We start from the raw sequence: 21,179 nt of genomic DNA, 5'->3' as shown, positions 1-21,179 counted from the left end.
CGGGCGTCCACCGGCTACTGAAGGGAAACACCATGAAAGTCACCCTGCCCACCAACGTCACGCTCAGCTACGACGTCTTCGGCCCCGAGGACGGCCCCGTCGTCGTGCTCGTGCCCGGCCAGCACCAGGCCTCCCTCTTCGAGACCATGCAGGTGCCGCAGCTGACCAAGGCCGGATACCGGGTCGTCACCTTCGACCTGCGCGGGGTGCTCCCGTCCGAGGAGACCCCGCCGCCGTACACCGTGGAACTGCTCGGGCAGGACCTGGCCGCCCTCAACGAGGCGCTGGAGCTGGGCCCCTGCACGTACATCGGCTACTCGGTGGGCGCGATGATCCTCCTGGAGCTGGCGATGAAGCGCCCCGACCTCATCGAGCGCGCCGCCCTCATCGGAGTCCCGTGGAAGCCCGGCGCGCTGCAACGGGCCATCCAGGCCGAGGCGGTGGACCGGCTCAAGAACGGCCACAAGGTGCCGGCCCTGCTGGAGGGGGCCTTCCGGGCGATGTACCTGTTCGGGCCGCGCGCACTCAACCGCGACCAGTTCATCGCCCCCTACCTGGAGGGGCTCGCGGGCCTGGCCGAGTCCGGCGGGCACGGCGCCATCGGGCACGCCGAGGCGTCCACCAACTTCCGGCCCAGCGACGAGGAGGTGAAGGCGGTCCGGGTGCCGCTGCTCGTGGTCGGCATGGAGCACGACATCGTCGCTCCCCGGCACCTCTCACGGGAGCTGGCGGACCTGATCCCCACCGCCGAGTACACCGAGATCCGCAACTGCGGGCACGCCTCCCTGCTGGAGAAGCCCACCGAGGTCAACGCGCTGGTGGCCGACTACCTGCGCTCCGGCAAGGTCGGCACCCCGCGCGGCTCGCGCCGGCTCGCCGAGGCCGGCGGCGAGGACGGCTGACGCCGTCGGCGCCACGGCAACGGCGCCACCACAACGCTCCCGGCCTCGCGCAGAGGCCGGGAGCCGTTGTCGTACGGCGTGCCGCGGAGGGGCTAGCAGCCGTTGCCCGTACGGCGGGTCACGGGCGGGCCGTGAGCCGGTACAGCCGGTGGAACGGGTGGCCCACGTCGATCACCCGGGTGTCCAGGCCCGCCTCCGCGGCGTACGCGCGCACGGTGTCCGGGCGCATCACCGTGCCCGTGGCCGCGGTCGGCGTCCGGCTCATCCCGACCGGGAGGCAGTGCAGCACGCTCACCGCGTAGTGGAAGCGCTCGCTGTCCGGCGCGGCCGGGGTGAACCGTTCGCCGACCGACGGCTCCATCAACAGCACCGCGCCCCCGGGAGCCAGCAGCCCCCGGCAGGCCCGCAGCACCTCCACCGGCGCGGACATGTCGTGCAGGGCGTCGAACACGCAGACCAGCGTGTGCCCGGCCGCACCGGCCTCACCGGCGTCGCCCGCCCGGAAGGTGACCCGCTCGCGCAGCCCCTCCGCCGGATCGGTGGCGGCGAGGTTCGCTTCGGCGTCCCGGATCGACGCCTCGTCCAGGTCGAGCCCGTGCACCTCGGCGTCCGGGAACATCCGGGCCAGCGCCAGCGTGGAGAGCCCGGAGCCGCACGCCACGTCGGCGATGCTGCTGCCCGGCACCTGGAGGCGGGCGTCGACGTCGGGCAGGTGGCGACTGATCCAGCCGGGCAGGTGGTGCTCGAAGACCCCTCGGTTCAGGCCGGCCTGTCCGCCGCGCAGAGCTTCGCCGTAGGCCGCGTACGGAAGGCCCCGGCGGTTCCGATAGGCCTCCACCAACTGCGGCAGCACGGCCGCCATGCCGCCGATGGGCATCACGACCAGCGGGGCGATCCAGTTCGGGCTGCCGGCGTCGAGCAGCGCCTCCGCGTGGGCGGACGGCAGCGTGAACCGCCGCTCCTCCGGGGGCCTTTCGGGTGCGTCGACGGTCAGCACCCCGGCACAGGACTGCTGTTCCAGCCACTCCCGGACCATCCGGGAGTCCAGGTCCGCCGCCTCGGCCACCTGGGCGGCGGTGGCGGGGCCGGTGCGGCGCAGTGCCTCGTACAGCCCCAGTTCCAGGCCGAGGAAGCAGGTCATCAGCTCGGCCGAGGCGAGCCCCGCCCCGAAGAGGCGCAGGGAGAACGCCTGCGTGGAGTCGGCAGCGGCGGGCTTCGCCCGCTGCACGGGTATCGATGCGGCGGACTGCCGGTGGGCGGGAGCCACGGCGGTCAGAGGTGGGCGAGGACGTTGACGACGTTGCCGTCGCCGTCCCGGTAGAAGAAGCGCCGCACGCCCCACTCCTCGTCCGCCGGGCCGTAGACGATCTCCAGCCCGGCCGCCCGGGCCTCTTCGAGCGCGGCCTCCAGGTCCCGCACCTCGATGGAGGCCGCCGGGTTGACCGGCCCGGTGGGGTCCTTGGTGATCAGGCTGACCTGTACGGAGTGGTCCGTGGGCGGGGCGAGCGTGGCGATCCAGCCGTGATTCATGATCACTTCCATTCCGGTGACCCGGGTGTGGGCCGCCACGGCGGAGTCGAGGTCGGTCACCGTGAGCAGCGGCATCGCGCGAAGTGCAGACATGTGCGCCAGCGTAGCCAGCGCGCCGCACGCTCCGGGGGGCCTTTCCGCCCTCTTTCACCGCCGTGTCGCGCCTCCTTCGCCGGTCGTAGGTTCTCCCCGCACGGGCCTCCCCGCGCGCCAGCGCGCGCCGGCCGAACCAGCCAACCCCTCAGGAGGACTGACGTGGGACTCGTCACCGCGACCGGCACGGCCATCCCGGAATCCAGGCTCGCGGAGCTGGGGGAGGCGATCAGGGGCCGGACCATCACCGCGCAGGACGCCGACTACGACGAGCGCAAGCAGATCTGGAACGGCTACTTCCAGAAGAGCCCCGGTGCCATCGTCCAGGTCGACGGCGCCTCCGACGTCGTCAAGGTCGTCAACTTCGCCCGCGAGAACGACATCGAGCTGGCGATCAAGGGCGGCGGCCACTGCTTCGCCGGCACCGGCACCGTCGAGGGCGGGTTGCTGCTCGACACCTCCCGGCTGCGCGGCATCCACGTCGACCCGGCCAAGCGCCGCCTGGTCGTCCAGCCCGGCCTGGAGCAGGGCGACGTGGACGCCGAGACCACCAGCTTCGGCCTGGCCGTCACCGGCTCCCAGGAGTCGTACATCGGCATCGGCGGCCTCACCCTCGGCGGCGGCCTCGGCTGGCTCGCACGCTACCGGGGCCTGCTCGTGGACAACCTGATCTCCGCCGACCTGGTGCTCGCCGACGGCCGGCTGGTCACCGCCACCAAGGACGAACACCCCGACCTGTTCTGGGCGATCCGCGGCGGCGGCGGCAACTACGGCGTGGCCACCCGCTTCGAGTTCGACCTGCACCCGCAGGGCGACTGCATGGCGGGCCTGCTGGCCTTCCCGATCGACCAGACGGTCGACGTGGCCCGGCGGCTGGACGAGTTCAACCGGACCGCCCCCGACGAGCTGACCACGTCCTTCGCCTTCCTCACCGCGCCGGACGGCTCACCGGCCATCGGCCTGGGCTTCGTGCACGCCGACCCCGACGAGTCCACCGAGAGCCTGATCGGGCAGATGCGCGGACTGGGCACCGGCGCGCTCCTCGACTTCTGCGGCCCGATGCCGTACGTGGCCGTGCAGCGCATGCTCGACGAGAACACCGTCGCCGGCCACCGCTACTACCCGCGTTCGTTCCTGCTGCCCGAGCTGCGCGACGAACCGCTCCAGATCCTCGCCGACGGGTTCGTCAACGCCCCCTCCGAGCGGAGCCTCGTGGGCGGCGGCCTGATGGGCGGGGTGATGTCGAACGTACCGGCGTCGGAAACTCCGTTCCTGCACCGCGAGGGCTACCTGACCAGCATCCTCACCTCCTGGACCGACCCGGCCAAGGACGAGGAGGCCGTCGAGTGGACGGAGAAGGTGTACGCCGAACTGCTGCCGTACACCACGGGCGCGGTCTACGCGAACCACCTGGGCGCCGACTCCGCGGAGCGCATCGAGGACGCCTACGGCTCCAACTACGAGCGGCTGACCCGGATCAAGGCGGACTACGACCCGCAGAACTTCTTCCACACCAACAACAACATCAAGCCCGCGGACCGGACCTGACGAAGGGCCCGCCCGCGGACCGCGGGCGGGCCCCGAATCCCCCTGAGAACAGGGCCCCGCAGACGACGGCGCCCGGACCCCACCCCCGTGGTCCGGGCGCCGTCCCGCGTGCGCTCAGCCGGCCAGCCGGATGACGCTCACGCCCTCGCGGACCGTGAGCACGCTCTGGCGCACCCGCGGGTCGGCGGCGACATGGGCGTTGAACGCGCGCATGGCGAGGGTGTCGGGCTGCTGGTCCCGCTCGTTGGCGACGCCGCCGAACTGGAGCACGTTGTCGGCCAGGATCAGCCCGTGCGGGGCCAGCTTGGGCAGTACCGCCTCGTAGTAGTCGACATAGCCGGGCTTGTCGGCGTCGACGAAGACCAGGTCGAAGGGGCCGGGCAGGTCCCGCACCGAGGTCAGGGCCGGACCCTCCCACAGGGTGATGCGCTCCGCCCAGGGCGAGGCCGCGAAGTGCTTGCGGGCGATCGAGGCGTGCAGCGGGCTCAGTTCGCAGGTGTGCAGCTCGGTGTCCCCGGGCATCGTCTGGGCCATGCAGAGCGCCGAGTAACCGGTGAAGGTGCCGATCTCCAGGATGCGGCGGGGCCGCAGGGCGAAGACCAGGGAGGCCAGGAACTCGCCCTGCATGCTTCCCACCATCATGGCCGGCAGCTCCGTGGCGGCCTCCGTGTCGGCCACCAGGGGGGCCAGCCAGGGCGGGGCGGCGGAGGAGACTTCTTCGGCGTACTTCTCCACGACGGGGCGAACGATCATCCTCGGTTCCTTTCCGCAAGGTCGGTGGGGGCGGACAGCCGCCCGGCCAGCCACCGCGTCAGCTCCGCCTGGGCCGGCCCGCGCAGATAGAAGTGGCCGCCGGGGAAGGCGGTCACGTCGGTGCGCCCCGAGGTGGCCGCCGTCCAGGCCGCCGCGTCGTCCGCGTCGACCTCGGGGTCCTCGGTGCCGTAGCAGACGCTCAGCGGCACGGAGAGGTCCCGGGCGGTCTGTGGGCGGTAGGTGCCGACGAGCCGGTAGTCGGCGCGCAGCACCGGCAGGGTCATCTCGCGTATGCCCGGCAGTTCGAGCAGCCGGGCGTGGGTCCCGCCGAGCCGGCACACGTCGGCCCACAGGCGGTCGTCGTCCAGGTGCTTGTCGTCGGGTTTCTGCCGGGCCGGTCCCGGACGCCCGGAGACGACCAGCCGCTCCGGGAGCTTCTCGCCCGCCCCGCCCAGGAGGCGGGCGACCTCGTGCGCGACGGAGGCGCCCATGCTGTGCCCGAAGAACCACACCGGTTTGTCGTCGAGCCGGGTGAGCGCCTTGGCCAGCGGCTCCACCAGGCCGGGCATGTCGGTGCAGCAGGGCTCGCCGATGCGGTCCTCACGGCCGGGGTACTGCACCGCCATGCCCTCCACCCCGTCGGGCAGTGCCCGCACCAGCGGCCGGTAGAAGCTCGCCGAACCGCCGCCGTGCGGGAAGAACACCACCCGCCGGACGGCGTCGGGGCGGGGGAAGTAGGCGCGCAGCCACGGGTTCGGGACGAGGGTGCTCATGCCGGGCCCTCCCACAGGTCGGCCGCGGCGAGGAGCTCGGGCGGCGCCTTCGGGTGGTGCAGCCGTACCGGCCCGCAGGCCTCGGCCACCCGCATCCCCAGCTTCGCCAGGCCCACGTGGTACTGCACGTGTCCCCGGCTGTCGGCGCCCGCCCGGACGTCGTCCCAGGTCGCGGCGATGGCGCGGGCCGTGGCCTGCGGCCACAGCTCGCCCAGCACCTCGTCGTACGGTGCGCCCCCGGCCGGGCCCAGGTGCTCCACGCTCGCCACCTTGAGGTGCGGGGCGGCCGAGTCGCCGAAGCGCACCAGGTCCTTCATGTCGCCGGGCATGTGCGGGCGCGTGCTCCACTGCACCGGGCCGTGCGTGTTGACCAGGGTGAGGTGCCCGCCGTCCGTGCCCAGGGTGATGCGGTGGAAGAGGTGGCTGTAGTTGTCGGGGTCGGAGGGAACCAGTTCGTTCTGGAGCCGGAAGGACATCGGCACGCCGGCGAAGCGGCCGGTGAGGCTCCGGTACGGTGCGCCCTCCGCCGCCGGGAGCACCCCGTCGATCCCGTGCGGGCGGATCGACCCCAGCGCCTGGCCCAGCACGTCGAAGACCGTGTAGAGCACCTGGAACGCGCAGGTCACGTCGAGGAACAGCGGCCGCTGCCGGGCCACCAGGGCGCGGGCGGCCGTGATGAAGCGGCGCACCGGTTCCACGTGCGGATAGTGGGTGTTGAGCCGGAAGACCGCCCCGGACTCGGTGGCGGCCCGCAGGCACGCCACCAACTCGTCCGGGTGCAGGGGGTGTTCCTGGAGCACCGGCACGCCGCGCCGCAGCAGCGCCCGGGACAGCTCGGGCCCCGGGCCGCCGTTCATCACTCCGCCGACGACCACGCACGCCAGGTCGACGTCCTCCGGGACCTCCTCGACCGTGTGCCACAGCGGCACGCCGTAGTGCGCGGCGCAGGCCCGGCTGCGGGCGCTCCCGGACGCCAGGATGCCGGCCAGCTCGAAGCCGAAGTCCGCCCGCTCGAAGGCCGCCAGGTAGGCGCGGCCGAAACCGGTGCCGGCCACCAGGACGCGCGGTCGGGTCCGTGGGCGGCTCACAGTTCGCCCTCCTCCATGGCACGGGCCGCCAGGATCGGCCGGTCGACGATTTCCAGCAGCCCCACCGCGGGCTCGGCCCGCAGTGCGGCGAGCACGCTCTGGGCGTCGAGCACGTCGGAGCCGAAGTGCACACCGGGGGGCACCGCGCCGTCGAGCACCGCCAGCACGGCGAGCGCGCCGACGAGCCCGGTCAGGGCGTAGGTGTCGCCGGCCCGCAGCGCCAGGCTGCGGGTGGCGGGCCGTCCGGCGCCGTCGGCGCCGGTGACCTCGAACAGCATCAGCTGGAAGGGGTCCCTGCCGAACAGGTCGAGGGCGGCGGCCCGGGTGAGTTCCTCGGCGGCCGCGGTGAGATCGGACTCGCCGCGCATGGCCCCCTGGAGCCTGCTGAGGCAGTTCATCATGTGTGCGCCGCCGTCGAAGACGTTGTACCAGTCGATCTCGGTCAGCCCGGTGAGCTCGGGCAGCCGTGCGGACTCGAAGCTCAGGTAGGGGTAGACGTCCACCCGGTTGTTCGCGTACGGCAGCTCCACGCCGGTACGGGGCTCCAGCTCGCGTTCCACCCGGATGCCGCCGCGGATCGCGCCCCGGGCCTCGCCGTACGCGCCGCCCAGCGAGAGCAGGTAGTCGGCCGCGCCGGCCGGGGTGAGCCGGTCCATCGTCCCCACGTAGGCGGTGAGCCGCCGCGGGTCGTCGAGGGTGGCGCACAGGTGGCGGGGGAGCAGTCCGGTGAGTCCCGGCTGCATGCCCGCGGTGATGACGGCGGTGCCGGTGAAGGTGCCGGTGCGGGTGAGGGCCTCCAGGAGGGGTTCGTCGCCGCCCGGGTCGACGTAGTCGGCGCCGGCCGCGGCGGCCGCCCAGGCCACCTTGTCGAGGACCTGGTAGGAGGGGCCCGCGCAGTTGAGGACGACGCGGGCGCCGCGGCAGAACCGGGCCGCCGACCGCCCGTCGTACAGGTCCACCTCGACCGCCTCGCCGCGCAGCCCGGACTTGGCCAGCAGGGCTTCGGCCTGCGTGCGGTCGCGCCCGCCGAGCCGTACCACCGTGTCCGGCCGGCGTTCGGCGATCACCCGCAGGGCGGCGGCGCCGACGGCACCGTAGGCGCCGACGACGGCGAGGGCCGGGGCCGTGTCCGAGGGGGTGCTGTGGTCGCTCACGCGTTCTCCTCGTCGGGCAGGTCGATCACGGCGGAGGTGATCAGCTCGCGGCAGGTGAAGTGGTCGCCCGGCACGGTCTGCCGTACCAGTCCGCCCACGCAGACCGACTCCCACAGCGCCGTCATGTCGGCGGCCATGGCGGGCCAGACCGGGGATTCGTCCTCGTGCACCAGCAACCGGGCCTCCCCGGTGTAGACGCCGGGATCGTGGGCCGCGACACAGGCGGCGAAGGCCCGTCCCCGCACGAGCCGTTCGGCGAGTTCGTCGGCACCGAGGCCCAGCGCCCCGGCCAGCTTGGCGATCCGGTCCCGGCGGGGGAGCGCGCCGAGCACCGCGGCCGGCTCGCCCGCCGCCCGCAGCTCCGGCTCGCTCCGGTCCGCCAGAGCGGCCAGTGCGCCCGGCGGGACGTCCCCGGCCGGGGCGAGCACGGCCAGGGCCGCACCGAGGGCGGGCACCTCCGGGTAGCCCAGGGCGGCCGGGTCCTGACCACGGTCCAGGCACAGCAGCGCCTCTTCCAGGACGTCGTCGCGGACGGTCGCGGGCAGCGGATAGCTGCTCAGCACGGTCAGCCCGCACACCGGCGCCCCCAGCTCGGTCAGCTGCTGGGCGACGGCGAGCGCCAGCACGCCCCCACTGTGCGCGCCGACCGGGTGGAACGGACCCGGGCTCAACGACCGCACCCGCGCCACGATCTCCTGCGCCACGTCGTCCAGAGTCTGCCCCTCGGCCACCCGCACCGCCGGCACCACCACGACCGGGTCACGCGTCCCCAGCCCCTCGGCGAGCCGTTCCGCGTGGCCGCCCAGCCCGTCGCCGATCAGGACGTGCACCGGGTTGCCGAGCTCGTCCGCGGCCCCGGCCAGCACCAGCTCCTCACCGGACCCGGCCTCCTCGGACACCTCCTGCCCCTGCTGGAGGAACGCGGACAGCTCGCGCACCGACGCCCCGCCCAGCAACTCCCGCAGCAGCTCGTCGAAGAAGACCTCCTCGGCGGCCGGCACCTGCTCGCGCAGCGCCGTCACCAACTGCGCCGCGAGCAGCGAATCCCCGCCCAGGGCGTAGAAGTTGGTGTCGAGCGGCACCTCGGACTCGCGTAGCACCTCCGCGTACACCGCGGCCACCGCCAGCTCCAGTTCGCCGGCCTCGCGCGAGCCCTCCGCGGCGGCCGCCGCACCCGGCGCCCGGTGCTCCTGGGCCCACCCGGCGAGGACGGCGCGGTCGACCTTGCCGTTGCCGGTCAGCGGCAGCCCGTCCAGCACCTCGAAGCGCGACGGGATCATCTCCGCCGGGAGCCGCTCGCCGAGCCGCCGGGTCAGCTCCTCGGTGTCCAGGGGCTCGCGGTCGGTCTTGAAGCGGGCCGCGAAGACGTGCATCCCGATGCGCGCCAGCTCGTCCTCCGGCGCGGGCACGCACAGCTCCAGTTCGGCCCCGGCCCCCTCCAGCAGGTCGTACCACTGGTGGCGGCCGATGAACGTCTGGTCCTTGCCGTGGCGCACGTCCTGGAAGTCCCCGGCGGTCGCGTCGAAGAGGAACTCCATCGAGGTCAGGATCTGGTAGTTGTCACGCGTCGTCTCGATGAAGACCAGCCACCCGCCGGGCACCAGCGCCTCGCGCATCCGGCGCAGGACCGCGCGGGCGTCCTTCGCGTAGTGCATGACGTTGCCGCACAGGATCACGTCCACCGAGTTCGGCCGGACGCCCTGCTCGCGGTAGGGCTCGTTGAAGTCGAACAGCGCGTAGTCCACCCACGGGTGCTCCGCGAACCGCTCGCCCGCCTTGTTGAGGAAGAACTGCGACACGTCGCTGAACGTGTAGCGGACGTTCGCGCCCTCCAGTGCCGGAATGGTGTCGACGCTGGTGCCGCCGACGCCCGCTCCGACCTCCAGCACCCGCAGCGGGCGGCCCGAGGTGTTGCGCCGGGCGACGCCCAGCACGGTGGAGGTGGCCAGCCGGTTGAGGTAGCGGGAGAGGAAACCCTCCATGTAGGCGGCCTCGTGGATGCCGAGGTCGCCCTCGGGGAACAGCATCCGCAGCGGGTCCCGCTCGTCGCGCATCAGCTCGGGAAGGTGGGTGGCGGCGAGCTTGAAGTAGTCCACCAGCTCCGGGCGGTCGTTGGCCTCCGGCAGCAGCCGGTCCACCTCGGCCCACGCCTCCTCGACGTCCCGCGGGGTCACCAGCCGCAGGCAGCGGTACGCGCCGTCCTCGGCCCGGTCCAGGTAGCCGTTTTCCACGCAGGCCGCCAGCCAGCGCCGTACCAGCCGCTCGTGCTTGGACGCCACCCTCGCCAGCCGCATGATCTCGGACGTGGTGTGCCGGGCGGCCGCGTCCGGCCACACGCCCTCCTGCCGCAGCACGTCGACCATGCGGCGCAGCGCCGCGTCGTCGAGGACGGCCGCGAACTCCACCACCTTGCCGACGTCCACCCCCTCGCGGATCTCGTCGGCCGCGGCCAGCACCTCCGGCACGAGGCCCGGGTCCACGGCGTGGGCGGCCGGGCCGGCGGGCGCGGGCGAGACGAAGGCGACCAGCCTGCGGTCGTTGCGCTCGCCCTGCGTGGTCACCGCGACCGCGTCGACCTGCGGGTCGGCGGCCAGCGCCGATTCCACCTCGGCGAGCTCGACGCGGTGTCCGCGGATCTTGACCTGCCGGTCGTCGCGGCCGATGAACTCCAGGGTGCCGCCGGGCAGATAGCGCGCCAGGTCGCCGGTCCGGTACACCCGCTCCCCGTCCGGCAGCGCGAAGAAGCTCGCCGCCGTCTTCACCGGATCGCCGAGATAGCCCTCCGCGAGACCCGTGCCGGCGATGTACAGGTCGCCCACCACCAGGTCGGGGCTGGGCCGCAGGAACGCGTCGAGCACGTGGAAGCGCTGGTTCTCCAGCGGAGTGCCGTACGGAATGCTGGGCGCGGCGGTGTCGACCTCGCCGATCGGGTGGAAGATCGACCAGATCGCCGCCTCGGTCGCCCCGCCCAGGCTGAACAGCTCGACCCGGGGGAGGCGCCGGCGCACCGCGTCGGGGAGCGTCACGGGTATCCAGTCGCCCGACATCATGCCGAGCCGCACGCTCGGGCAGTCGCGGCCGTCGCCGCGCAGGTACTCCTCGAGCAGCATCATCTGGGCGGGCACCGTGTTGAGCACGGTCACGCCGTGCCCGGTGATCAGCTCCGCCCAGTGCGAGGGGTCGCTGCGCCGCTCCGGCTCGGGCAGCACCAGCGTGCCGCCCCGCCCCAGGACGCCGAACACGTCGAACACCGACAGGTCGAAGCCCAGACTCGAAAGACCCAGCGCGACGTCCTCCTCGCCGACGCCGAACCTCCGGCAGACGTCGTCCAGGGTGTTCACCGCCGCCCGGTGACTGATCTCCACGCCCTTGGGCTCACCCGTCGAGCCCGACGTGAAGATGACGTACGCGCTGTCGCCCGGAGCGGCCGGCACCTCGGTGAACTCGGCTGCGGACGCGTCCAGCCGGTCCACGTCGACGCGCTCGACACCGGCGGGCAGCGCGAGACCGGCGGTGCTGTGCGAGAGCACCAGGCCTATCCCGGCCGACGCGAGGATCCCGTTGCGCCGGACGTCGGGCTGGCTCGCCTCGACGGGGACGTACACGCCCCCGGCCAGCAGCACCCCGAGCGCCCCGGCGATCTGCTCCCAGCCCTTCTCCAGCACCACCGCGACCCGCTGGTGCGGCCGGTGGCCCCGGGCGACGAGCGCGGCGGCGACCGCGGCGGCGCGAGCGGTGAGCGTCGCGTAGTCCACGCTCCCGCGGTGGTCGACGACCGCCGTCGCCCCGGGACGCCGCCAGGCCTGGTCGAGCAGGGCCCGGTGCAGCAGCGCGTCACTCACCGGCCGGGCGGTGTCATTGGCCGCGGCACGCCGTTCGGCCTGGTGCGCGGGAAGCGCGAGCGGGTCGCCGTCCCACGCCCCGGCCCCCTCGGCGAGCCGGTGCAGCAGGTCGCCGAACGCGGCGAACATGTCGTCCAGCACCGGCTGGGGCACGGTGTCGTCCCGTACGTCCCAGTTGACGAGCAGCGCCCCGCCCGCCTCCATCGCCTGGCAGTCCACCCACACCTGCGGCGTCTGGCTGATGCCGTTGCTGATCTGTGCGCGCATCATGCCCTGCGGGGCGAGCCCGTCGGACAGCCCGATGGCGCTGGTGAACACCACCGGCATCATCGAACCCTGCTGCCCCCGGCGGCGGGTCAGCTCGCGCAGCACCTCCACACCGGAGAACAGCCGGTGGTCGAGGTCCTCGAAAAGCTGCTCGCCCGCCCGCCGGGCCCGTCCCGCGAACGTGTCGGCGCAACCGCCGTCCACCGCCAGCAGCTCCACGGAGGTGAAGTCGCCGACGATCTCGCCCACGTCCGGGTGCAGCGGCAGCCTGCTGAGCACCGTCACGTCCAGGGTGAAGCGGGGGCTGCGGCTCCACCGGCCGATCACCTCGGCGTACGCGGCCATCACCGCCGTCGACGCCGAGATCCGCTGCTCCCCGGCACGGGCCTTGAGCGCCGACCACAGGGCGGGCTCGAGACGCAGCTCGCGGCGGGTGAAACCGGCCGCGCCCTGCCGGCTGGGCTTCTCGACCAGCGGCAGCTCGGGGGCGGGCGGCAGGCTGTCCAGGCGGGCCGTCCAGTAGTCGCGGTCGCGCTCGTACGCGGGCCCCTGGCGCACCGCGCGCTCCGCCCGCAGGTAGTCGCGGAAGGAGATGCCGGGGGCCTCGAGGGCGGCGTCGGGGTCCTCGTAGAACGTGCCGAACTCGTCCAGCAGCCGGTAGATGCTGACGTAGTCGGCGATCAGGAAGTCGATGGAGAAGTGCAGGACGGCCCGGTCGGCGAGCGCGGTGACCTCCAGCGAGTACAGCGGGCACTCGGTGACGTCCTTGGACTCCGCGGAGAGCCTGCCGCGGACCTCGCGCAGCGTCTCCTCGCCCGCCGCCGGCGGCAGCCCGGCCGCGTCGTGCCAGCCGATGACCGGGGCGGGCGGGTCCTTCAGCACCCGCTGGAAGCCGTCGTAGTCGATGACCACGCGCAGCATCTCGTGCCGGTCCACCACCCGCTGCCAGGCCCGCAGCAGCCTCTCCCGGTCGAGCGCCGGGAACTCCAGCTCGCCGTACGCGTGACAGGGCACCGAGCCGTACTCGAAGGCGCCCCGGCGGCCCAGCAGGTAGGCGGACTGGACCTCGGTGAGCGGGAACGGCTCGTGGGCGGCGTCCGGGTCGGGCTGCACCCGCTGCGGGGCGCGCTCGCGCAGTTCCCGCAGTACGTCGTCCCGGCTGCCGGTGAGCAGGGCACGGCGCTCCGGGGTCATCGCCCCCTCCGGGCCCCGGAAGCGGAGCCTGCCCTCGTCCTCCCACAGGTGCAGTCCGGCCTGTTCGAGTTCGCTGATGATGTCGGCGGCGGTCACAGGACACCTTCTTCCAGTCGGGCGGACGCGTGGTGCGGGTGGCTGCCGGAGATCTCGGCGTCGATGACGGCGGAGATCCGGGCGACGGTCGGGTGGTTGAAGAGCTGGCGCAGCGAGAGCTCCACGCCGAAGCGCTTGGCGAACTGCTGGACGACACGGGTGGCGGTGAGGCTGTCGCCGCCCAGGCCGAAGAAGTCGGCGCTGCGGCCGACGCCGGGGGCGTCCAGCAGCTCCGCCCACACCTCGGCCACCGCGTGCTCGGTGTCGCCCTGCGGCCGGTCGTCGGCCGGTGGCTCCGCCGTCGCGTGGCGCAGCCCGTACAGCTCGGCGACGGCGGCGCGGTCCACCTTGGCGTTCGCGTTCAGCGGCAGCGCGTCGACGACGGTGAGGTGCTCGGGGATCATGTGGGCGGGCAGGTGCGCGGCCAGTGCGGCCAGCAGGTCCGCCGGGGCCGGCGCGGGGGCCGCGCCCGGCTCGCAGGTGACGACCGCCGCCAGGCGGCGCACCCCGGCGCTGCCGTCCACCCACGCCACCGCGCGTGCCACGGCGGGCAGTTCGCGCAGCCGGGTCTCGATCTCGCCGAGTTCGATGCGGTGCCCGCGCACCTTCACCTGGTGGTCGCGCCGGCCCAGGAACTCCAGGACCCCCGAGGGGTGGTAGCGGCCCAGGTCGCCGGTGCGGTACCACCGCTCGCCCCCGGCCGTCACGAAGGACGCGGCGGTGCGCTCCGGGTCCCCCCGGTATCCGAGCGCGACCCCCGCGCCCCCGATCCACAGCTCGCCCGGCACGAAGTCGGGCCGGTCGCGGCCGTGCGGGTCGACCACCCGGAAGCGCTGGTTGGCCAGCGGCCTGCCGTACGGGACCGACACCCAGGCGGGGTCGACGGCGGTCACGTCGTGGGCGTTCGACCAGATAGCGGCCTCGGTGGCGCCGCCCATGGCGACGAGCAGGGCGTTCGGGGCGCAGGCCCGCAGCCGGTCGTACAGGTCCAGTCCGACCCAGTCGCCGGAGACGATCGCCACCCGCAGCGCGGGCAGGCCCGGCCCCGACTCGCAGGCCACCAGCAGCATGTCGAGCAGGGTGGGCACCGTGTTCCAGACGGTGACCCCGTGCTCGACGGCGAGAGACGCCCAGACGGCGGCCTCGCGCCGGACGTCCTCGGTGAGGGTGACCACGGTGCCGCCCGCCGCGAGCAGCCCGAACAGGTCGTAGACGGACAGGTCGAAGTCGAGCGCCGAGACCTGGAGGGCCACGTCGCCGGGCCCCACGCCGTAGCGGGAGTTGACGTCGTCGACGGTGTTGGCGGCGGCCGCGTGGGTGATCTCCACGCCCTTCGGCTCGCCGGTGGAACCCGAGGTGTAGATGACGTACGCGAGCTGCCCGGGGTCGACCGGCACGGGCTCCGCGAGGGGAGCGGCCGACGACGCCTCGGCGACCGGCACCCTGCGCACCGCCTCGTCCCAGTCGCCGCCCGGGGCGGCGTCCGCGACCAGCGCCAGGCGCGCCCCCGCCGACCGCACGATCCGGTTGCGGCGCGCGGCCGGCTGCCCGACCCCGACCGGCACGTACGCACAGCCCGCGGCCAGCACTCCCAGAACCGCGTCCACTTGTGCGGGCCCCTTGGGCAGCGACACCACGACGGTCTCGCCGGGCCGCGCCCCGAGGGCCACCAGGTGCCCGGCCACGGCGAGGGCGCGCCCGGTCAGCTCGGCGTACGTCACCGCCGCGCCGGACTCCGTGCGCACCGCGACGGCGTCCGGGGTGCGCCGGGCGGCCTCGAAGACCGGCGCGTGCAGGGTCCGGGCGGGGAGGTGCGCGGCGGTGTCGTTCGCCTCGGCACGGACCCGCGCCTGCCCCTCGGGCAGGGCGATCGGCGGGGCCGGCCGCGACCAGTCGCTGTCGGCCAGCGCGACCAGCAGCCGGCGCATCGCCTCCAGGGCCGCCGGGACCACCCCGGGGCTGTAGAGGCCCTCGACGTGGTCCCAGTTGACGGCGAGCCCGCCGTCCCGTTCCACCACCTGGCAGTCCAGGGCGACCTGCGGGCTCTGCGAGAGACCGCGCCGCAGTTCGCCGAAGCCGAAGGTGAGGTCCTTGAAGTCCGCGCTCACCCCGAGCGTGGAGGTGAACACCACCGGCATCAGCATCTGCCCGCCCCCGGTGCGCCGGGCCAGCTGCTGCAGCACCCAGGTGGTGGAGACGTCGCGGTGCTCGATGCCCTCCCAGATCTGCCCCTGCAACCGGCGCACGGTCTCGGTCCAGGAACCGTCGGGCCGGCTGTGGTGTCCGAGCAGCAGCAGCGAGGTGAAGTCACCGACCACCTGGTTCACCTGGGGGTGCACGTCCTGCCGGTCGAAGACCGTCAGGTTGAGCGTCAGCGAGGTCTCCGCGCTCCACGCCGCCAGCACCTCGGCGAAGGCCGCCGCGACCACGGCCGACGGGGTCAGTCCCTCGTCGGTGGTACGACGGCGGAGTTTCGCCCAGGTCGCCGCGTCGATGCCGAACTCCTCCCGCACGAAGCGCGGCCGGGCGATGTGCTCCGGGTCGAGGGCGGTGGGCAGCGCCGGGGCCGCGGGCAGCTCCTCGATCGCCTTCAGCCAGTACGCCTCGTCGCGCGCCCGCGCCGCCGGGTCGGTCCGCCGGCTCAGCAGGTAGTCGCGGAACGACAGCTCCAACTCCGGCAGTCGCAGGTCCGGTTCGGCGTACAGCGCGTTCAGCTCGGTGAAGATGGTCATGATCGACAGCGCGTCGAGCACCACGTAGTCGAAGCCCACCCCGAACACCGTGCGCCCGTCCTCCCGCTGCACGGCGCGCACGTCGAACAGCGGCCAGGACGTGACGTCCAGCACCTGCTGGGCCATGGCGTCCCCGAGTGCGGCGACCGCCTGCTCGTGGTCGGCCGCGGTGGTACGGGTGACGTCGAAGCGGTAGTGCGGCACCTCGGGCAGGATGCGCTGACCGCCCTCGCCGTCGAGCACGGCGCGCATCATCTCGTGCCGCCGCACCAGCGCGTTCCAGGCGGCCTCCAGCCGGCCCAGGTCGACCCGGTCGCCGGCGAACTCCCAGTACCAGTACGAGGCCACGCCGCCCAGCGCGAAGTCGGGATCGCGGCCGAGCCAGTAGGCGCGCTGCACGTCGGTGAGCGGGAACGGCTCGTGCCGGCGGGCGGGGTCGGCCGGGACCGTGTCGGGGGCCCGCGCCCCGGCGCGGGTCAGCGTCCCGGCGAAGCCGCCCACCGTGGGACGGGTGAACAGGTCGCCGAGCCTGGCCTCGTACCCCTGCCTGCGCAGCGCCGCCAGCAGACGGGCGGCCTGGAGGCTGTCGCCGCCGATGTGGAAGAAGTTGGTGTTCCGGCCGAGCGGCCCGGACCCCAGCAGCTCCGCCCACAGCGCCGCGACCGTCTCCTCCGCCCCGCCGCGGGGGGCGTCCGCCGCGCCGTCGGACCTGTGCGCGGTCAACGCGGCGGCCAGCAGCCGCCCCGCCCGCGCACGGTCCACCTTGCCGTTGCGGCTCAGCGGCAGGGCGTCGACGGCCACCGCCCGCGCGGGCACCATGTACGCGGGCACCTGCCGGGCGGCGGTCGCCAGCACCTCCTCGGTGTCCACGGTGTCCGGAGCGAGCAGCGCGTACAGCGCGCCGCCGTGCCCGGCCAGCGGTGTCACCACCACGCCCTGCACCCCGGGGTGCAGGGCCAGCGCCCGTTCCACCTCGCCCAGTTCGATCCGGTAGCCGTTCACCTTGACCTGGAGGTCCGCCCGGCCGAGGAACTCGATCACCGCCCCGGGCCGGTAGCGGGCCCGGTCGCCGGTGCGGTACCAGCGCACCCCGTCCGCCGCCACGAACTTCGCGGCGGTCAGCTCCGGCGCGCCCACGTACCCCCGGGCCACTCCGGCCCCGCCGATCCACAGCTCGCCCGCCACCCAGTCCGGGCGGTCCCGGCCGTGCTCGTCGACGACCCGGCAGAGCTGGTTGGGCAGCGGTACGTTGTACGGGATCGAGGGCCAGGCCGGATCCACCTCCGCGACCTCCTGGACCGTCGAGTGGATCGCGGTCTCCGTCGTCCCGCCCAGCACCACGAACACGCTGTCCGGGCGCAGCGCGTGCACCCGGCCCGGCAGGTCGAGTCCCGCCCAGTCGCCGCCCAGGAGCTGCAGCCGGAACGGCCACCGGTCCGGCCCGGTCCGCTGGGCGGCGGTGGTCAGCGCCATGTCGAGCAGCGCCGGCACGCAGTTCAGGACAGTCGCCCGGTGCTGGGCGGCTCTGCGCAACCACACCTCGGGGGAGCGCCGCTCCTCGTCGTCGACCAGGACCAGCGCGCCTCCGGAGGTGAGCGGGCCGAAGACGTCGTACACCGAGAGGTCGAAGTCGAGCGCCGACAGGCACAGGGTGCGGTCGCCGGGACCCACCCGGTAGCGCGCGTTCAGCGCGGCCACGGTGTTGAGGGCCGCCGCGTGCGTCTGCTCCACGCCCTTGGGCTCGCCGGTCGACCCGGAGGTGAAGATCACATACGCCGGGTCGTCGGGCGAGACGTCCGCCGGCCGCTCCAGGAGCGGCACCTCGGGAGCGGTGCAGCACCGTACGTCCACATACGGAATCGGACCCTCACCGGTGTCGCGGACCACCGCGCACCGCGCCCCCGACAGCGTCTCCACGGTGCGCCGCCTGGCCTCGGGCTGCTCAGTGCCCACCGGCACGTACGCCGCGCCCAGCGCGTGCACCGCCAGCACCGCCACCACCTGCTCGACGCCCTTGGGCAGGGTGATCACGACCCGGTCGCCCGCGGTGACCCCCGTAGTGCGCAGGACGTGCGCCAACCGCAGGGCCCGACGGGCGAGTTCGCCGTACGTCAGGGCCTCTCCTTCGCCCCAGAGCGCCGCCGGAGCCCCGCCGCGCTCGGCCGCCCGCCGGAAGAACTCCTCGTGCAGCGTCCGGCGCGGCAGCTCCGCACGCGTGGCGTTGGCGGCGCGGCGGGCCTGGAGCTGCGGTGCGGGCGGACGCACCGGCAACGCCTCCCACCAGGCGCTGGGCTGCGAGGCCAGCAGCCGCACCCGGTTGACGAAGGCCTCGAACATCGCCTCGGGGACCCCGTCCTCGAACAGGTTCTCCGTGGTCTCCCAGTTGATCAGCATGCCGCCGTCGTGCTCGATCAGCTGGAGGTCGATCCACACGCCCGAGGTCTGCGAACTCATCCACACCGGAGCGCCGAGCACCGCGCGGGTCGCCCCGTCGAACAGCTCGCCCAGGCTCAGCGCGCTCGTGAACACCACGCCCGCCCGCCGGTTCGCCCCGGCGGCCGTCCTGGCCAGGTCGCGCAGGACGGACGTGCCGCCGTACGCGGCGTGCGCGGCGTCCCGCCGGTACTGCTCCTGCACCGCGTGCGCACGCTCCGCGAAGGTGCGGCGCGCGTCCGGCGCCACCCGCAGCAGCAGGAGGTCGGTGAAGTCGCCGACGACCCGGCCCACTTCGGGGTGCACCGGAATCCGGTTGAGCACCGGCAGGTTGAGCAGGAAGTCCGTCTCCTCGCTCCACGCGGCCAGGACGTCCGCGTAGGCGGCGGCGACCGCCATCGACACGGTCAGCCCGTTGCTGCGCGCGTGCTGGGCGAACCTCTCGTACGTCTCCGGGGCCAGCCAGGCGTGCCGGCGCACCGTGCGCACCCGCTCGATCCGCTCCGGCGGCGCGGCCAGCGGCAGCCGGGGCGCCTCGGGGAGCTCGTCGACGCGGTCCTGCCAGTACGCGAGGTCCGCCGGGCGGGGCCGCGGGCCGCCCTCGTCGACCAGCCTGCGGTAGCGGGAGAAGGTCAGGCCGGGCTGCGCGGGGGCGGCGCCCGGGTCCTCGTACAGGCGGGCCAGGTCGCCGACGACGATCCGGAAGCTGGACGCGTCGCAGACGAGCATGTCGATGTCGAGGAAGAGCCTGCCCCTTCCGGCGGGCAGCAGCGCCAGCCGGACGTCCAGGCCGCGGCCCTCGCCGACCGGCAGGGTCTGGTGGGAGAGGGTCTCGCGCAGGTCCGCGAGCCGCTGCCCGCGCTCCGCTTCGGCCGGGCCGCGCAGGTCCACGACCTCGTCCAGGCCCCGGCACTCCGGCAGGATCCGCTGCTCGCCGTCCGGGCCGACCGCCGCCCGCAGCATCGGGTGCCTGCGGCGCAGCGCGGCCACCGCGCCGTCCCAGCGCGCCACGTCGGCGACGACCTCGAACTCGAAGTAGAAGTGTGACCCGCAGCCCAGCGGCATCCCCGGCTGCCGGCCCGACCAGTAGGCGTGCTGCATCGGGGCCAGCGGGAACGCCTCCGCCTCGGCGGCCGCCTCCGGCCCGGCCTCCGGACGCGGGCCGGCGCCGTCGTCGGTGCCGGACAGCAGCGCCGCCCAGGCGCGCACGGTGGGTTCCTCCACCAGGTCGCCGAACGTCACCTCCACACCGGCCTCCTGCCAGGAGGCCGCCAGGTTCATCATCCCGAGGGAGTCCAGGCCGAGGGTGACCAGGTCCTCCTCGAAGCCGATCTCCGCGGCGGGCAGTTCCAGCCGCTCGGCGACGGCGCTGCGGATCTCCTCGGCGGACAGCACGCGTCCCGCCGTCACCTCACTGGTCATCGTGGCCTCCCGTGCGCGGCAGGGGACGGGCCCCGGCCTGGTCGGTGTGGGGCGCCGCGCCGCGGGCGGCGGTCGTGCAGATGTCGACGTACGAAGCGAGCAGCGACCCGGCGAACTCCGGCTCGAACCGGTCGGGGTTGTAGAACAGCAGCACCCGCACCGTGTCCCGGTCCGGCACGGCGACCAGCTCCAGCTCGAAGCGGGTCGCGACGTCGTCCGGCACCAGCACGTCGATGTCGAGACCGCCGGCCCGGGTGGAGTACACCGGGTCCGCCATCATCTGGAACACCACGTCGTCCAGCCGCCGGTCGGTGCCCCCCAGGTTGATCGGCAGCATCTGGAACGGCAGCGCCTGGTGGACGAACGCCTCCATCACCGTGCCGTGCGTGGCCCGCAGGTGCGCGGCGAAGTCGTCCCCCGTCAACCGGGTCCGCAGCAGCACCATGTTGGCCAGGAACCCCACGGTGCGCCGGTGCTCGGCACCGCGGTTGGCGAACAGCGTGGCCACCGCCAGGTCCTCGGCGCCGCTGACCGACTTCAGCGCCCGGTAGTACGCGGTGAGCAGCGCCACGAACATCGTGGAGCGCTCCCGCTTCGCCAGCGCGTCCAACGCGGCCACCGTCGGCGCGTCCAGCACGTCCTGGACGAGACGGGTGTCGCGCGGCGCGCCCGCGGTGGCGGGCCGGATCGGCAGCGGAGGCAGCGTCACCTCCTTCAGCCGCTCGCCCCAGAAGGCGCTCAGCCGCTTCCCCGAGGGCCCGGCCAGCGTCTCGCGCTGCTCCTCGGCGAACCGGGAGTACGCGGTGGCCTCCCCCGAGTCCTTCCCCTCCAGCGCGGCGCACAGGTCCTCGAAGATCACGTTGCAGGACCACGAGTCGGTGACCATGTGGTGCATGTTGAGGCAGAGCACGTGGTGGTCGTCGGCGAGCCGCCACAGGGTGACGCGGACGGCGTTCACCCCGGCGTCGATCCGGGTGCCCAGCTCGGCGGCCACCTCCCGGTCGGCGCGCGCCCCGGGGTCCGGGTCGCCGGTCAGGTCGACCTCGCGGATATCCGCCGTCGCCGTCGGGTGCACGAGTGCCTTGAGGCGGCGGCCGCCGCCGGTGAAGGTGGTGCGCAGCGCCTCATGCCGGCCGAGCACGGTATCGACGGCCTCCCGGAGCCGGCCGCGGTCGAGCGGACCGCGCAACCTGCACAGTACCGGGCAGTTGAGCGCGCCCTCCTCGCCCCGGTAGCGGTCGAGGAACCACAGCAGCGTCTGGCCCACGGACGGGCGGATCTCGGTGACTGTCACGTCCGGCAACGTAACGACGGCTGCCGCCCGCGCCGCCGTCGCTGAAAGAAACCTGAGA

11 protein-coding genes are annotated in these 21,179 nt (G+C 73.9%); 2 read left to right on the top strand and 9 right to left on the bottom strand.

The features are described from left to right. The first annotated feature begins 32 nt into the window (after window positions 1-32). The gene (locus tag ACZ56L_RS26920) at window positions 33-902 is read left to right on the top strand and encodes an alpha/beta fold hydrolase (protein WP_345226083.1); all 870 of its coding nucleotides are present in this window, start codon (window positions 33-35) and stop codon (window positions 900-902) included. 118 nt (window positions 903-1,020) lie between these two features. Here the strand turns inward: ACZ56L_RS26920 and ACZ56L_RS26915 are convergent, their stop codons facing one another. Next, window positions 1,021-2,169 (bottom strand): class I SAM-dependent methyltransferase, encoded by a 1,149-nt coding sequence (locus ACZ56L_RS26915; RefSeq protein ID WP_468690464.1) that lies wholly within the window; start codon window positions 2,167-2,169, stop codon window positions 1,021-1,023. A gap of 5 nt (window positions 2,170-2,174) precedes the next feature. Next, the gene (locus ACZ56L_RS26910; protein WP_345226087.1) at window positions 2,175-2,525 is read right to left on the bottom strand and encodes a VOC family protein; all 351 of its coding nucleotides are present in this window, start codon (window positions 2,523-2,525) and stop codon (window positions 2,175-2,177) included. Window positions 2,526-2,687: 162 nt separating this feature from the next. On the opposite strand from ACZ56L_RS26910, the gene ACZ56L_RS26905 reads away from it, so the two are divergent. Continuing rightward, window positions 2,688-4,073, top strand: coding sequence for an FAD-binding oxidoreductase (locus ACZ56L_RS26905; RefSeq protein WP_401761592.1), 1,386 nt, complete (start codon window positions 2,688-2,690; stop codon window positions 4,071-4,073). 114 nt (window positions 4,074-4,187) lie between these two features. On the opposite strand, the gene ACZ56L_RS26900 is transcribed toward ACZ56L_RS26905, so the two are convergent. The 7 genes from ACZ56L_RS26900 to ACZ56L_RS26870 are packed head-to-tail and all read right to left on the bottom strand — an operon-like array spanning window position 4,188 to window position 21,121. Further along, the gene (locus ACZ56L_RS26900; protein ID WP_471066872.1) at window positions 4,188-4,826 is read right to left on the bottom strand and encodes an O-methyltransferase; all 639 of its coding nucleotides are present in this window, start codon (window positions 4,824-4,826) and stop codon (window positions 4,188-4,190) included. After that, a complete protein-coding gene (locus ACZ56L_RS26895) occupies window positions 4,823-5,599 on the bottom strand; it encodes a thioesterase II family protein (protein ID WP_471066870.1) in 777 nt (258 codons plus the stop codon). Before ACZ56L_RS26895 ends, ACZ56L_RS26900 begins: the two co-directional genes overlap by 4 nt. Next, window positions 5,596-6,687, bottom strand: a complete 1,092-nt coding sequence (locus ACZ56L_RS26890; protein ID WP_471066868.1) for a Gfo/Idh/MocA family oxidoreductase — start codon at window positions 6,685-6,687, stop codon at window positions 5,596-5,598. The genes ACZ56L_RS26895 and ACZ56L_RS26890 overlap by 4 nt, the downstream gene beginning before the upstream one ends. Beyond that, window positions 6,684-7,841: a saccharopine dehydrogenase NADP-binding domain-containing protein gene (locus tag ACZ56L_RS26885; RefSeq protein WP_471066866.1), complete on the bottom strand. Its 1,158-nt coding sequence runs from the start codon at window positions 7,839-7,841 to the stop codon at window positions 6,684-6,686. Before ACZ56L_RS26885 ends, ACZ56L_RS26890 begins: the two co-directional genes overlap by 4 nt. After that, on the bottom strand, window positions 7,838-13,240 hold the full coding sequence (locus ACZ56L_RS26880) for an amino acid adenylation domain-containing protein (protein ID WP_471066864.1): 5,403 nt from the start codon (window positions 13,238-13,240) through the stop codon (window positions 7,838-7,840). Before ACZ56L_RS26880 ends, ACZ56L_RS26885 begins: the two co-directional genes overlap by 4 nt. Beyond that, window positions 13,237-19,827 (bottom strand): amino acid adenylation domain-containing protein, encoded by a 6,591-nt coding sequence (locus ACZ56L_RS26875; protein ID WP_471066862.1) that lies wholly within the window; start codon window positions 19,825-19,827, stop codon window positions 13,237-13,239. The genes ACZ56L_RS26880 and ACZ56L_RS26875 overlap by 4 nt, the downstream gene beginning before the upstream one ends. Beyond that, a complete protein-coding gene (locus tag ACZ56L_RS26870; RefSeq protein ID WP_345226102.1) occupies window positions 19,817-21,121 on the bottom strand; it encodes a condensation domain-containing protein in 1,305 nt (434 codons plus the stop codon). Before ACZ56L_RS26870 ends, ACZ56L_RS26875 begins: the two co-directional genes overlap by 11 nt. Between the last annotated feature and the right edge of the window lie 58 nt (window positions 21,122-21,179).

The organism is Streptomyces sp. NPDC039736 (assembly GCF_055596485.1).
Note: the sequence above shows the minus strand (reverse complement) of the source record. Positions and strands in the feature narration are given on the sequence as shown.

Bases quoted from the DNA above. Each gene is read 5' to 3' on its own strand.
- ACZ56L_RS26895 (WP_471066870.1), bottom strand. From the start codon at position 5,599: ATGAGCACCCTCGTCCCGAACCCGTGGCTGCGCGCCTACTTCCCCCGC.
- ACZ56L_RS26875 (WP_471066862.1), bottom strand. From the start codon at position 19,827: ATGACCAGTGAGGTGACGGCGGGACGCGTGCTGTCCGCCGAGGAGATC.
- ACZ56L_RS26920 (WP_345226083.1), top strand. From the start codon at position 33: ATGAAAGTCACCCTGCCCACCAACGTCACGCTCAGCTACGACGTCTTC.
- ACZ56L_RS26910 (WP_345226087.1), bottom strand. From the start codon at position 2,525: ATGTCTGCACTTCGCGCGATGCCGCTGCTCACGGTGACCGACCTCGAC.
- ACZ56L_RS26900 (WP_471066872.1), bottom strand. From the start codon at position 4,826: ATGATCGTTCGCCCCGTCGTGGAGAAGTACGCCGAAGAAGTCTCCTCC.